General features: G+C 50.9%; 14 protein-coding genes. 9 read left to right on the top strand and 5 right to left on the bottom strand.

The window, feature by feature from the left end:
- Positions 1–85: 85 nt before the first annotated feature.
- The 5 genes from HF324_RS05685 (at position 86) to HF324_RS05665 (ending at position 3,267) form a co-directional block, all read left to right on the top strand.
- Positions 86–673, top strand: coding sequence for an RNA polymerase sigma factor (locus tag HF324_RS05685; protein WP_258539440.1), 588 nt, complete (start codon positions 86–88; stop codon positions 671–673).
- A 17-nt stretch (positions 674–690) separates the two neighbouring features.
- Positions 691–1,086 carry a hypothetical protein gene (locus tag HF324_RS05680; RefSeq protein ID WP_168810322.1) on the top strand — a complete coding sequence of 132 codons (396 nt, stop codon included), beginning with the start codon at positions 691–693 and terminating at the stop codon, positions 1,084–1,086.
- Positions 1,087–1,106: 20 nt separating this feature from the next.
- Entirely contained in the window at positions 1,107–1,316 is a 210-nt protein-coding gene (locus HF324_RS05675; protein WP_168810320.1) for a hypothetical protein, read from the top strand.
- A 197-nt stretch (positions 1,317–1,513) separates the two neighbouring features.
- Positions 1,514–2,080, top strand: coding sequence for a DinB family protein (locus HF324_RS05670; RefSeq protein ID WP_168810318.1), 567 nt, complete (start codon positions 1,514–1,516; stop codon positions 2,078–2,080).
- Between the two features lie 164 nt (positions 2,081–2,244).
- Positions 2,245–3,267 carry a patatin-like phospholipase family protein gene (locus tag HF324_RS05665; RefSeq protein WP_168810316.1) on the top strand — a complete coding sequence of 341 codons (1,023 nt, stop codon included), beginning with the start codon at positions 2,245–2,247 and terminating at the stop codon, positions 3,265–3,267.
- A 75-nt stretch (positions 3,268–3,342) separates the two neighbouring features.
- On the opposite strand, the gene HF324_RS05660 is transcribed toward HF324_RS05665, so the two are convergent.
- From HF324_RS05660 to HF324_RS05640, 5 genes are all read right to left on the bottom strand, one after another.
- The gene (locus HF324_RS05660; RefSeq protein ID WP_168862087.1) at positions 3,343–5,226 is read right to left on the bottom strand and encodes a M1 family metallopeptidase; all 1,884 of its coding nucleotides are present in this window, start codon (positions 5,224–5,226) and stop codon (positions 3,343–3,345) included.
- Positions 5,227–5,366: 140 nt separating this feature from the next.
- A complete protein-coding gene (gene rsmI / locus HF324_RS05655) occupies positions 5,367–6,035 on the bottom strand; it encodes a 16S rRNA (cytidine(1402)-2'-O)-methyltransferase (protein WP_168810312.1) in 669 nt (222 codons plus the stop codon).
- A 95-nt stretch (positions 6,036–6,130) separates the two neighbouring features.
- Positions 6,131–6,376: a phosphoribosylformylglycinamidine synthase subunit PurS gene (purS, locus tag HF324_RS05650; protein WP_078668804.1), complete on the bottom strand. Its 246-nt coding sequence runs from the start codon at positions 6,374–6,376 to the stop codon at positions 6,131–6,133.
- Positions 6,377–6,527: 151 nt separating this feature from the next.
- Complete coding sequence (gene pssA, locus HF324_RS05645) at positions 6,528–7,295, bottom strand: CDP-diacylglycerol--serine O-phosphatidyltransferase (protein WP_168810310.1); 768 nt, start codon at positions 7,293–7,295, stop codon at positions 6,528–6,530.
- A gap of 135 nt (positions 7,296–7,430) precedes the next feature.
- On the bottom strand, positions 7,431–8,720 hold the full coding sequence (locus HF324_RS05640; protein WP_168862086.1) for an aminopeptidase P N-terminal domain-containing protein: 1,290 nt from the start codon (positions 8,718–8,720) through the stop codon (positions 7,431–7,433).
- 330 nt (positions 8,721–9,050) lie between these two features.
- Here HF324_RS05640 and pckA point away from each other — a divergent pair, with 330 nt between their 5' ends.
- From pckA to HF324_RS05620, 4 genes are all read left to right on the top strand, one after another.
- On the top strand, positions 9,051–10,652 hold the full coding sequence (gene pckA / locus HF324_RS05635) for a phosphoenolpyruvate carboxykinase (ATP) (protein WP_168862085.1): 1,602 nt from the start codon (positions 9,051–9,053) through the stop codon (positions 10,650–10,652).
- 341 nt (positions 10,653–10,993) lie between these two features.
- On the top strand, positions 10,994–11,821 hold the full coding sequence (locus HF324_RS05630) for a bifunctional 5,10-methylenetetrahydrofolate dehydrogenase/5,10-methenyltetrahydrofolate cyclohydrolase (RefSeq protein WP_309475655.1): 828 nt from the start codon (positions 10,994–10,996) through the stop codon (positions 11,819–11,821).
- 36 nt (positions 11,822–11,857) lie between these two features.
- The gene (locus tag HF324_RS05625) at positions 11,858–12,484 is read left to right on the top strand and encodes a 7-carboxy-7-deazaguanine synthase QueE (protein ID WP_168810302.1); all 627 of its coding nucleotides are present in this window, start codon (positions 11,858–11,860) and stop codon (positions 12,482–12,484) included.
- Between the two features lie 93 nt (positions 12,485–12,577).
- Positions 12,578–14,467, top strand: a complete 1,890-nt coding sequence (locus HF324_RS05620) for an OmpA family protein (RefSeq protein WP_168810300.1) — start codon at positions 12,578–12,580, stop codon at positions 14,465–14,467.
- Positions 14,468–14,618 lie beyond the last annotated feature (151 nt).

Genomic DNA, 14,618 nt, shown 5'->3' with positions numbered 1-14,618 from the left:
CCATGGATAACGGTTTTGTTGCCCCCTGATATTTTTTTTCCGAAAAATAAAATATCGATTTCCCTGTTTCGTCTCCCTTATTACGATGAAACAGTTGCTCCTCACAAACAGCATGATGGCCCAAGAGCAAAACGACCGCATACAGGCTACGGTAAAGCAGGAACGCAAGCGTTTACTGCACTTCATCCGGCAGCGTGTTAACAACGCGTCGGATGCGGAGGACATATTGCAGGACGTACTGTATCAATTTACCGAATACCTGCGCCTGGGCAGCCAGATAGACTCCATCACCGGATGGCTGTTTGCTGTGACGCGCAACCGTATCACCGACTGGTTCCGCAAGAAAAAAGAAACACCTTTCACCGACTTTACGCACGAAATTGAAGGAGAGGAAGTCCTTTTCCTGCCGGAAATCCTTGCTGATGAAAACTTACAGGCCGACACCCCGCTGACACGGAAAATCATATCGGAAGCTATTACACAAGCTATCGACGAGCTCCCGCCGGAACAGAAACAGGTTTTCCTGCAGCATGAACTGGAAGGGAAGTCCTTTAAAGAAATGAGCGAAGAAACAGGCGTCGGCGTGAATACGCTGCTGTCCAGGAAACGCTACGCAGTACTGTACCTGCGGGAACGGCTGATGGAACTTTACCAGGAACTATTTAATAACTAAATCAAATTATTCAAGATATGCGACCCATCAAAAAAATAGGATTGGCTTTGTTAGGCATCACCTTCTTTGCCCTCGTGATCCTGCTCACCCAAGTGTTGTGGAACAACCTGATACCTGAACTTTTCCACGGCCCCGTTATCTCTTACTGGCAAGCCCTCGGCCTGCTCGTACTGGGTAAGCTGCTGTTTGGCTGGCATGGCAAACCCGGATGGGCCGGCGGCGGCGGCAAATGGGGGCGCCAGCGCAAGGAATGGAAAGAAAAACTGGCGAACATGACACCCGAACAACGGGAGAAAATGCGGCAACGCTTCCGTAACTACTGCGATCCCCGCCGGTTTGACTGGCGCGAAGAAGAATTCACCCAACCGAAAGACAATCCCGGCGAAGGTAACCGGGACAACAAAGAAGTATAACCCACCTAAATCATTCCGCTATGATAGGCATCTTCAAAACCAATATTGGAAGTCACCAGGAAAAACAGGCCATGATACAGGCCATTACCACCAGCTTCGAGGTAGCCAGCTGCCATGTGGACCTCGACGACTGCGATAAGGTGCTCAGGATTGGTAACCTCCAGGTAGCAGAAAATATTATTATCGATTTTGTACAGAAACAAGGTTTTCAGTGTGAAATACTGGAATAATTAAACTTTTACAGGGAGAAATGATCAAATTATCGAGCCGGCTACCTGAAAAGATAATATTAATATTCTTTATATCTGTCATTTTATTGGATAGGTCACAAAACCGGCGTAACTTCAGGGAGAATGCAAATGGCCCGGGTTACAGTTTAGTTTGAAGCGTCCGGTTTTGTGTTTATGCACCCTCTAAATCATTTCCTATGTACCTGAACCAGCATGAGATCCATTCTCAGATAAATAGCAGTTTCGATCATTTTGTTGATTTCGTACAGACATTACCGGATCAACGCTTTACCGCCACGCCTTATGGCAAATGGTCCGCCGGACAACAACTTCAACATCTCATCAAATCGTCCCGGCCGGTAGCTACCGCCATGGGCTATCCGAAAATACTGCTGCGCTACTTCGGCGCCAGCCGGCAGCCCTCCCGCTCTTATTCAACACTGGTGGAAGACTACCGCCAGGTGCTGGCCCACGGCGCCAAGTCTACCCTTACTTATCTGCCCGGCGTTATCTATAGCGCCCAGCGCCCCGTACTCATACAGGCTTTTCTCAAACAAAAGGAAAGACTGCTGGAAAATCTCGGGAAATGGTCTGAAAGCGATCTTGATAAGTATCGCCTGCCACATCCCCTGCTCGGCAAAATCACCATGCGGGAAATGTTGTATTTCACCGCCTATCATACGGAACACCATCTCGAACAGCTGAAATTCCATGAATTACAGCGTCATAACTGGGAAAACCAGTTACAACAACTCATATTTTAACCACCCTGCCTGCCACTTATTTTGACACCCCATCAGGACCGCACCGCCGGCCTGACTTTTTTTTACCCGGATTTTGTAATTTGGGAGATGACCCCGATCGTCATTTCATAACTCCTTGCCCGCTTTTGCAGTACTAACCGAACATCATTCTTGAAAAATCTATCATGACGAAAACAGCATTAGTATTGGGAGGAGGCGGCGCCCGTTGCGCCTTTGCCATAGGAGTGGTCAGATATCTTCAGCAACATTACCCGGACAAGTCATTCGACATCATTTGCGGTACCAGCACCGGCTCACTGATCGCCCTGCTGACAGCTATCGACGACGCAGCACTGGCAGAAAAGATCTTTACCACCAATGTCACACAGGATTTCTTTTCCACCAACCACGCTATCCAGCGGCTGGCCAACAATCAGCTGTCACTGTACAACATTATTCCCCTGCTGCACAAGATCAACGCCATCGTTACGGAAGAACGCTACCGCCAGCTGATGGCCGCTCCCCGCGAACTGTATATCGCCACCAGGAGCCTGCAAACAGGAAGCAACATTTATTTCTCCAACCGGGAGTATAACGGCAACGGTTATACGACAAAAAGACTGAGCGATGTACACATGCTGCGCGACGCCATGGTAGCCTCTTTTATGCAACCGGCATTTATGCCGCCCATAGATATTACCGGGGAAGGCCAACCGCTGCAGCAACTTACAGACGGCGGCGGTCCTTTGTACGCTCCTGTAAAACTTGCCATAGACCGCGGCGCCACGGATATCTACGTTGTATTGCACACGCCGGTAGCACAGGAAGAATACCCTATGCAGTTCAAAAACCTGGTGGACGTACTGGAACGTACCATGGACTGGGGCACCATCAATATGTCCGAAGGAGACATTGCCGTTCCCGTGGTGTACAACCACTCGCTCCGCTACCTGGATGCGATTCAACGCAGACTGCAGGCCGCCGGTGTCCCCCCGGATACCATTCAACAGTGTTTTGATATACCGGAAGCGGCCCCTTTCAGGGGAAAGAAAATACTGAACCTGCACGTGATCAGGCCGGATGCGCCTGTAACGGCCGGGATGGGCGGGCTGGAATTCATTAACCGCGCCATCAGGAACATGATCGCCGACGGGGAAGCGAAAGCCAGAGAAACAATTACGAATTACGAATTACGAATTACAAATTGAGGGCTCCTTTATAGAGCGGGTATTTAGTAACCGTTCCAAAAGGGAGCCCTCAATTCGTAATTCGTAATTCGTAATTTATCCAGCTTTGTTATTGCTTCTGTCGATATCTGCCAAACGCTGACTGGGGTCTATTTCCAGCTCTTTGATGTCAGACAGCGGCAGGTCCAGTTCCACCTCGTAAGTCTCGTTGGTCCAGTACCAAACGGGGTCGACTACACGTTTTACAGCCGGCTGCTCGTTGGGCTTTTCGCCAAACATCAGCGACAGTGGAATATAGTGCATCACCTGGTTACCTTTCTTATCTGTCACCATAAAATCAACGGGCATGGGGAAGAGTCCCACGCGGCGCAGGCGCACCACGGTTTTGCTGCCTTTGCTGTACACGCTGTCAATACCATAGTCAATGTGTTTGGTAGAATTGACAAAGTATTGTTTGTACCAGTCCAGCTGAATACCGCTCTGTTTTTCCATCACACGGATAAAGTCGTTTGCATTCGGATGTTTGAAACGCCATTCGTTGTAATAGCGCAACAGGCCGGCATCGCGGTTGTCTTTACCGATCACGTAGCCCAACTGCTCCAGGAACACAGCGCCTTTGGAATAAGCCGTGAGGCTGTAGCCATAGTTACTGTTGAAGTGGTCTGCATGGGTGGAGGCCGGTTCTTCAAACGGGCTTCTGACGAGCGCGAAATAGCCGTCATAGGAGCCTTCATGCGGATTTTTTCCTTTCAGGGAATCGATGGTACTATGATAGGTAGCATCTTCCGCGAAGGTGGTGAAGCCTTCATCCATCCAGGGATAGAGACTTTCGTTGGTAGCCAGCATGCCCTGGTACCAGCTGTGCATCCATTCATGCAGCGCCAGGTTATAAAGCGCAGTAATGTTACGGTTGCCTTGTATCAGCGTTGCCATCGGGTATTCCATACCGCCGTCGCCGCCCTGGATGAAGGAGTACTGTTGGTAAGGATAAGCGCCGTAATGTTTTTTGATATAATCGTAGGCTACCGGGACCATCTTCGCCAGTTGCGGCCATGATTCGCGGGTAGCGTCGTTTTCTATGTAGAAGAAATGTGCCGTAAAGCCATCCACTTTCTGTGTAATGTGCTTGTAGTCCGGATCTGCGGCCCACACGAAATCGTGTACGTTAGGCGCCACAAAATGCCAGGTCAGATTGTTGCCGGCGGGGCGGTTCACCTTAGCGCCCGGTGTCTCATAGCCGTACCCGATCTGGTTGGGGTTCTGAAGGTAGCCGGTACCGCCCAGCACGTATCTTTTATCGATGGTGATTTTCACATCGTAGTCGCCCCATATGCCATAGAACTCACGCGCGATATAGGGAGTGGGATGCCAGCCTTCATAATCGTATTCGCACATTTTAGGATACCATTGCGACATGGAGAAGTCTACCCCTTCCGCATTATGGCGGCCGCTTCTGCGGATCTGCACGGGCACCTGCGCTTCAAACTCCATGTCGAACACAGCTTTTGAATGAGGCAGGATGGGTTTGTCCAGCGGCACTTCCAGGATCGTTTCCACCACTTTAAAGTCTTGTATTTTACCGTCTCTTTTCAGGGAGATGATTTTCTGGTAGCCGATTTCATCGGGTTTCAGTTTGGAGATGCGGTCCCGTACACGGCTGTCCCAGTCCTGGCGGGGGTTACCGTTTTTGTCTTTTCCCAGCACAATTTTGCCCAGTTCGCGGCTGCGCACGTCCATCATGCTTCCTGGCTGAAATGCGTTCCAGTACAGGTGATAAAAGACTTTCTTCAGCGTGTCCGGGGAGTTGTTGAAATACTCCAGGTGTTGTTTCCCGGTCAGTTTGTTGGCCGGAGCGTCCATCGCCACGTCCATTGTATACTTTACCTTTTGTTGCCAGCGATCTGACTGTGCATTTAGTTGTAACCAGCTGCCCGTCATCATGGTAAGGGCGAGGCAGCTTCCTAATACCCCGTGCTTCATTCAGTTTTAGTTTAGATTCCTGGGCTAAAATAAACAACATTTAGCCATTTGGCTATTTGGTTATTTAATTATTTGGTTGTCGGGCTTAAGAAGATGGGAAAATCGGGGGGGAACTATCAAAATAGCCAACTATCAAAATATCATCCGGCGCCCTGCACGACCACTACGATTTCGCCTTTCACTCCTTTTTCGAGGAAGTAGTCATGTACTTCCCGGAGGGTGCCGCGTTTGTTTTCTTCGAACATTTTGGTGAGTTCGCGGCTAACGCAGCATTGGCGGTCGGGTCCGAGGTACTGGATCAGATCGGCCAGGGTTTTTACCAGCCGCATGGGCGACTCATAAAAAACGAAGGTGCGTTCTTCCGTACTGAGTTGGGTGAAAAGGGTATGACGGCCTTTTTTGAGCGGCAGAAAGCCTTCAAAAATGAAGCGGTTCATGGGAATGCCGCTGTTGACAAGAGCGGGCACAAAAGCGGTGGCGCCGGGCAGGCATTCTACGGGCACACCGGCACGGATACACTCACGGACCAGCAGGAATCCGGGGTCGGAAACGCCGGGGGTGCCTGCGTCGGTGAGCAGGGCCATGGTTTTGCCGGCTTGCAGCTGTTGCAGCAGGTGCTGTACAATCTTGTGTTCGTTATGCTGGTGGTAGGGGGTGACCGGTTTGTTGATCTGGTAGTGTTTGAGGAGCACGCCGGAGGTGCGGGTATCCTCCGCCAGCACCAATTCCGCCTCCTCCAGCACTTTTACGGCCCGGTAGGTAATGTCGGCGAGATTGCCGATAGGAGATGGAATGAGGTATAATTTCATGTCAATTACGAATTACGAATTACGAATTACGAGTTAGGGACTACCGATTTAGCTTCGGGTAATTCGTAATTCGTAATTCGTAATTGGTAATTATTTTATTGTATCTGTACTTCGAAGTATTCCATTACCTGGTTAGCCAACAGTTTCTGGCAGGCACTTTCAGCGATCTGATGTGCTTCTTCCTTGCTGGCGGCTTCAATTTGCAGGGTAATGTGTTTTCCAATCCGTACATCTTGTACCTGGCCCATGCCAAGGTTTTTGAGACCACTCATCACCGCTTTACCTTGCGGGTCCAATAATTCTTTCAGTGGCATCACATTGATATGTGCAGTAAAAGTCATTGTGCTAAAATTTGGCGCAAACCTACTAAAAAAAATTACGAATTACGAATTACGGATTACGAATTAAGGGCTTCCTTACAGAAAGGGTACTAAATAACCGCTCTATAAAAGAATTCTCAATTCGTAATTCGTAAATCCGTAATTCGTAATTCTATGCCGGGGTTACCTTTGGCGGTACCGCCAGCGATAGTATCACATAACAGATAAATATAAACGGAACCGTTGCATAATTCAGGAAGGGCATGCTGACAAGTACCAATACTACCAGCAGGAGCCTTGTCCAGTTGGCTTTCAGGGATTTCTCCTTTACTTTGAGGCTCAGCATGGGGATTTCCGCCACCATCAGGTAACAGAGTACTGCAATGATGCCGTACAGCACCCATATATTCTGCAGCCAGTGGGCCAGGTTATAGGGATTGTAGAGGAGTATCATCGGGAAAGAGGCCACCAGTAAGCCTACGGCCGGCGTGGGCACACCGATGAAGTTTTCAGATTGCCGGGTGTCCAGGTTGAACTTAGCCAGCCGGTAAGCCGCAAAGCAGGGCACCAGCAAGGCCGGCGCTACGTTCACCATCGATACTTCAAAGGCGTCGGGCATCTGGTAATAGGCGCTGCGCAGCAGGCGATACAGCATCATACCGGGCACTACCCCGAAAGTGACAACATCCGCCAGGGAGTCCAGCTCTTTGCCCATGGGCGACTGCACCTTCAGCAGGCGGGCCACCAGTCCGTCAAAGAAATCGAAAATTGCCGCCAGCACCACCAGCGCGGAAGCCCAGTAGACCGGCTCAGGGTTGGTCACCGTATATTCATTGCCGTTAAACTCTACCCGGAATTCCGGTGCATGCAGCACACAAATAATAGCTAATGCGCCGCAAAAAAGGTTGCATAGGGTAATAATGTTAGGAAGTTGTCGCATTCAAATAGCTTTAAAACAATTACAAATTACGAATTACGAATTACGAATTAAGGGCTTCCTTATGGGAGGGTCACTAAATCACCGCTCTATAAAAGAATTCTCAATTCGTAATTCGTAATCCGTAATTCGTAATGTCTATTTCATCAGTGCTTCGATCTCCTCGGCAGTGACAGGAATATTTTTGAAAAGGTCCACATTGCCGCTGGCGGTAAGCCAGATGTTATTTTCAATGCGGATGCCCATTTTTTCTTCTTCGATATAGATGCCCGGTTCAACGGTCATTACAGCGCCTTCGGGAATCGGTTTGTGGAAAGACGGGCCGAGGTCATGCACGTCTACGCCCAGGTGGTGGGAGATGCCGTGGTACAGGTATTTGCGGTAAGCCGGCGCTTCCGGGTCCTGGTTTTTGATGTCCGCTTCCGTGAGCAGGCCCAGTCTCACAAACTCTTTACCGGCTTCCACTCCTACCATTTCGTGGTATTTTGCGATGGTGATACCCGGCCGGAGGATGCTTTTGGCGTAGTTGTGCAGGTGCAGGCAGGCGTTGTATACCTGACGCTGGCGGTCGGTGAATTTACCGTTTACCGGAACGGTACGGGTAAGATCGGCATTGTAGCCACCGTATTCCGCGCCGAAGTCCATCAGGATCAGCTCCCCATCTTTACATTCCTGGTTGTTGTACACATAGTGCAGGGTACGGGCGCGGTCGCCGGAGGCGATAATAGAGCCGTAAGCCTCGCCGGCGGAGCGGTTGCGCAGAAATTCATGTACAATTTCCGCCTGTATTTCGTGTTCCCACACGCCGGGTTTGATAAATTTCAGTACGCGGCGGAACGCTTTTTCCGTAATATCCACCGCTTCCTGCATCACTTTCACTTCTTCCGGCGTTTTCACCGCACGCAGTTCCTTGAAGATCACAGCTGCCCGGAGGTAGTTGTGCAACGGGTAGCGGAGCTTCATTTCCTGCGCATAGCGGTAGTCTCTTACCGCAATCAGGCTGGATTTGCGGTTATTTTCGTTGGAGTTCAGGTAGATATTGGAAGCATCGTTGACCCATTGCTGCAACAGGGCGTCGAGGCTGTCGAGCCATACCACGGTAGCGATACCGGAAACGGCGAAGGCTTCGTCTTTGCGCAGACGGTGACCGTCCCATTTTTCCTTCAGTTCGTTAGGACGCACCAGCACCAGTACTTCGCGGTATTTCGGGTCCGGGTTGTCAGGGAACAATACCAGCATGGTATCTTCCTGATCGATACCGGTAAGCCAGTACAGATCGGAGTTTTGTTTAAACTTATACAACGCATCACCGTTGGTCGGCAATTCATCATTAGAGTTGATAATAGCTATTGACTGTGGCTCCATTTTGGCCACAAAACGCGCGCGGTTCTTAACAAACAGCTGCGAGTCCAAGGGCAAATTCTTCATATCGTCTGTATTTCAAATGAGGCTCCAAACCTAGGGCAAAATTTTGTGATTTCATGAATCCGCAGTGCGATAAATTCAAATTCAGGCAAACTGGTCAAAAAGCGGAGAGCACTTGTTAAAAACTGATACTCTCTTGCAAATACTTAATGTTATATTCACACACCGGGCTTTTGAAATACTGCAAGGAAACGCAGCCAAATTAGAAATCTGTCAATAATACCTGCAAGTACCACTCATTTTTTCTAAATTTTAATGGTGTAACACCGATAAAATTTGACGATATCAAAAATTGCCTAGTTTTGCTTTTACACCAAAACAATCTTGCTTTTTATGCAAATGAGTAGCGTAAGGAACCCTGTTGCTGACTTACGGGAACTGGGCATAGAGAATGTGTCGAATGTATTCTACCAACTGTCCCCGGAAAAACTGGTGGAACAGACCTTAGCCAAAAAACAAGGCGTACTGGCCGACACAGGAGCACTCGCCGTCAACACCGGCCAATTCACCGGCCGATCACCCAAAGACAAGTTTATCGTAAAAGACGACCTCACAGCTGACACTGTTAACTGGAACGACTTTAACATCCCCGTTTCCGCGGAGGTATTTGACAATCTGTACAAAAAAATCACCGCCTACTTCACCGGGAAAGACGTGTGGGTGCGTGACTGCTACGCCTGTGCAGACCAGGATTACCGGGTTAACATCAAGGTGGTAACCGAACTGCCCTGGTCCAGCCTGTTTGCCTACAATATGTTCCTGCGTCCAACGGAAGAAGAACTGGACTATATGCATACCGACTGGACCGTGATCCAGGCGCCTGGTTTCCTCGCAGATCCCGCCGTTGACGGCACCCGTCAGGGTAACTTCAGCATGGTCAGCTTCTCCCGTAAAACCATCATCATCGGCGGCAGCGCCTATACCGGCGAAATCAAAAAGGGTATTTTCACTATCCTCAACTATGTACTGCCGCATGACAAGCAGGTATTGAGCATGCACTGCTCGGCCAACCAGGGAGATGACGGCGATACCGCCATTTTCTTCGGCCTGAGCGGCACCGGCAAAACCACCCTCAGCGCTGATCCTTCCCGTAAACTGATCGGTGACGACGAGCACGGCTGGACATCCACCGGCGTATTTAACTTCGAAGGCGGTTGTTATGCCAAATGCATCGACCTGTCTGAAGAAAAAGAGCCGCAGATTTTCCGCGCAGTACGCCCCGGCGCCCTGCTGGAGAACATTCAGTTCTTCCCCGGCACCAACACGGTCAACTATGCCGACTGCGCCATTACGGAGAATACCCGCGTATCTTACCCGCTGACTTACATTGAAAATGCATTGGAGCCTTCCATCGGAGGCATCCCTAAAAACATATTCTTCCTCACCTGCGACGCCTACGGCGTATTACCGCCTATTTCCCGGCTTACGCCAGGACAGGCCATGTACCAGTTCATTTCCGGTTACACCGCGAAAGTGGCTGGCACAGAAGCGGGCGTTACGGAGCCTAAATCCACCTTCAGCGCCTGTTTCGGTGCACCTTTCATCCCCCTGCACCCGGCACAGTACGCCCAGATGCTCGGTGAGAAAATGCGCCAGCACCAGGTAAACGTATGGCTGATCAATACCGGCTGGACCGGCGGCGCTTATGGCACCGGCAACCGTATCAAACTTGCCTATACCCGTGCGATGATCGCTGCGGCCCTGAAAGGCCTGCTGGACAACGCCACTTTCCATCATCACCCGGTATTCGGCGTGGCCATGCCCGACGCGTGCCCCGGTGTTCCGGCTGAAATCCTGGACCCGCGCAATACCTGGACCGATAAAGCCGCATACGACGAAAAAGCGAAAGACCTGGCTGGCCAGTTCATCCGCAATTTTGAAAAATATGCTGCCGCTGCAGACGCCGAAATACTCGCTGCCGCTCCAAAAATCTGATATTCCTTTTGTGATCAACATCTCCCTGCCACCCGCGGGTGGCAGGGAGATGTTGATGCATGTTTTGCCTTATAATTTCCACTATCGCGCATTCTGACGGGCGCAACGCCCGGGCAAAACAAGCGCTGCCCATGTCGCTTGTTTTGCCGGATGCCAGCGAAAGCCCTTTGTTTTAGCGGTTCATCCGTCTCTTTTAGCCTGTATTTACTCCTTCTTTCCCTCTCCCGTCTGTAAATGGAGAATTCGATATTCGTAATTCCTCATTTTCATTACCTTTGCACATGCAAATTTTAGACGGTAAACTAGTTTCTGAGGCTATTAAAGCCCAATTAGCCACCCAGGTGGCTGAATTAAAGGCTGCTGGTAAAAAAGTACCTCATCTCGCAGCTATACTGGTAGGCAACAATCCCGCCAGCGAAACCTACGTAGCTTCCAAGGTGAAATCATGCGCAGAATGCGGCTACAACTCCACCCTGCTGCGTTTTGACGAACAAATTTCCGAAAAACACCTGCTGGACCAGATCATCCTGCTCAACGAAAACGCAGACGTGGACGGTATCCTGGTACAACTGCCCTTACCTAAACACATCAACGAAGAACTGGTGATCAACACCATCGATCCCAGCAAAGACGTAGACGGTTTCCACCCGATGAACGTAGGTAAAATGGTCAGCGGTTTACCGGCTTTCATTCCCGCTACTCCTTATGGCATCATGCTGATGCTGGAACATTATAACATTCCCACCGCCGGCAAACACGCCGTGGTAATAGGCCGCAGCCATATCGTCGGCACGCCGGTAAGCATCCTGCTGAGCCGTAACACCAACCCGGGCAACTGCACTGTTACCCTCACCCACTCCCGCACACAAAATCTGGCCGAAATCTGCCGCCAGGCCGATATCATCATCGCCGCCATCGGCAAACCGGACTTTGTGACCGCAGACATGGTGAAAGAAGGCGCCGTAGTAGTGGACGTAGGGATCAACCGTGTGGAAGACGCGACCAAAAAGAGCGGTTTCCGCCTCAAAGGAGACGTAAAATTTGATGAAGTAGCGCCTAAATGCAGCTTTATCACACCTGTGCCGGGCGGCGTAGGTCCTATGACCATCGCAGCACTGCTGAAAAATACCTATCACGCCAACATCGGCCTGAAAGGAAGTATGAACTAAAAGTTCAGGTAAAACCCGAACTTTGTGCCGTAAGTCATGTCAGTTATTACCACAAATATTAAGACCAGCACCCTGCCCGTGATGGAAAGCTTCTACACCCTTCAGGGTGAGGGCTACTACCAGGGCAAGGCTGCCTATTTTATCAGGCTGGGCGGTTGCGACGTAGGTTGCCATTGGTGCGACGTAAAAGAGAGTTGGGACGCTGCCAAACACCCGCAACGGGAAATCGTTGACATCGTGGAAGAGGCCGCTTCCCACCCGGGACGCCTCGCCGTGATCACCGGCGGCGAACCCTTAATGCACAACCTCGACGCACTCACCAAAGCCCTGCACAAGAAAGGGTTCCGTACCCACATGGAGACATCCGGCTCCTCTCCGCTCAGCGGCAGCTGGGACTGGATCACCCTGTCACCCAAAAAGTTCAAGGCGCCGCTGCCGGAAGTATGTAAAGTGGCCAGCGAACTGAAGGTGGTCATCTTCAACAAATCCGACTTTGCCTGGGCAGAGAAATACGCCGCACTGGTCGGCAAACAGTGTAAGCTGTACCTGGCGCCGGAATGGGACCGCAGCGCCGAAATGACGCCGCTGATCATAGATTACATCAAAGATCACCCCGAATGGGGCCTGTCTTTACAGGTACACAAATACATCAACGTACCTTAACAGGATAGCGATAAAAACGAAGAAGCCGCTGCAATGAAAGCAGCGGCTTCTTCGTTTTATCTTCTATCTTCGTTACACAAGCCAGATACTCTTATGAAACGTGCGCTGTTATTATCCGCCTGTTTATGGTGCTGCTGCCTGCAGATACAGGCCCAGACAGTCACCTACGAAACAGCCCCTAAGAAAGCCAAAGCCCTTTTTGATCAGGCGGTAGACGCCGTCCGTATGTACAAAAGCAGGGAAGCCATCGCCCTGCTGCAAAATGCACTCAAAGCCGCTCCCGGTTTCACCGACGCCTACGGCCAGATGGGCCTCTGTTACATAGACCTGAAAGATTATGCCTCCGCCAAAGAAAGCTTTACCAAACTCAAACAGCTGGACAGCAGCGGCCTGAAACCTGTATTGGTGGCTTACTCCCGCGCCATGGCCGGCACCGGCGATTTCCAGGGCGCCCTGAACACGATCACCCAATATCTCGCCACTGCCAAATCACCCGGCGCCAACGCGGAGAAACTGAAAGCCAATTATACCTTCGCGGTCGCACAGCGCCAGCAGGTACCTTTTCACCCGGAAAACCTGGGAGACCAGATCAACAGCAAAGACCCGGAATACTTCCCCTCCCTCACCATCGACGCACAGACACTTATTTATACCCGCCGCGTCAACGGCCGTAATGAAGATTTCTTCATCTCCCGCCGTGACAGCAGCGGCTGGCAGCCCGCACAGAACATGGGTGAACCGGTGAACAGCTCGTTCAACGAAGGCGCGCAGAACATCTCGCAGGACGGTACCCTGCTCGTGTTCACCGGCTGCGAATTCCCCGAAGGCAAAGGCAGCTGCGACATCTACTATTCCGAAAAAACAGCCAATGGCTGGACGCCGCCCCGGAACATCGGCGCGCCCATCAATACGCGGGACTGGGAATCACAACCCTGCCTCTCCGCCGATAAACAAACGCTGTATTTTGCCCGCGAAACCACCGACGCCGGCGCTGACCTGTTCATGAGCCGCCGCCTTGAAAACGGCCGCTGGAGCGCTCCGGAGAGACTTGGTCCCAACATTAATACCCGCGGCCGGGAAACCACTCCCTTCATCCATGCCGACGGCCAGACGCTGTATTTCGCCTCTAACGGTCACCCCGGCTATGGCGGCCTCGATATCTTCTATTCCCGCCGTCAGCCTGACGGCAGCTGGGGACCCGCCACCAACCTCGGCTACCCTATCAACACCATCGATGAAGACGCCTCCCTGGTTGTGGAAGCCAACGGTAAAACCGCCTACTTTGCCTCCGACCGGTCCGATACCCGCGGTGCTCTGGATATCTACCGCTTTGAACTCTACCCCGAAGCACGCCCGCTGCAAACACTCTACGTAAAAGGATATGTGTACGATACCACCACACATAAAAGGCTTACCGCCAATATCGACGTGATAGACCTGCAGGGAGGTTACCCGATAGCCGCCGTGAAGACAAACGATAACGGCGACTTCCTGGCACCGTTGCCTGTAGGCAAGGACTACGCTTTCCACGTCAATAAAAAGGGATACCTCTTTTACTCCGATAACTTCTCCCTGAAAGATCATCACCCGGGAACACCTTTTGAGAAAAACATTCCCTTACAACCACTGGCCGTTAACGCCAGCATCATCCTGCACAATATCTTCTTCCAGAGCAACCAGTACAGCCTGGAACCCGCTTCAGTGACCGAGCTGGACAAACTCGTGAAACTGATGCAGGACAACCCTTCGCTTAAGATTGAAATTGCCGGTCATACCGATAATGTGGGCTCAGATAAAGATAACATCACGCTGTCCACCAACCGTGCAAAAGCGGTCGTGAAATACCTGACAGACAAAGGTATCAACATCAACCGCCTGACGTCCAGGGGTTACGGGGAAACACAACCCATTGCGGGCAACGATACAGAAGAAGGCCGCGCTGCCAACAGGAGAACGGTATTCCGTATCGTAGGCGTGGAGTAGTTTTCACGCAAAGCGCGCTAAGTTTTTGATTTTTTTTTGAGAAAATTTAAGAACGCAAAGGAGCGGAGATTGCATAAAATGATTACGTTCTTGTTTTTAACAGACAAATTCGATAAGCAAATATCTATCTGATAGCTGATCTCCGCTCCTT

Origin of the sequence: Chitinophaga oryzae (genome assembly GCF_012516375.2) — a bacterium.
In the GTDB taxonomy this organism is placed as follows: Bacteria; Bacteroidota; Bacteroidia; order Chitinophagales; family Chitinophagaceae; genus Chitinophaga; species Chitinophaga oryzae.
This window is presented reverse-complemented; position numbering and strand designations above follow the sequence as displayed.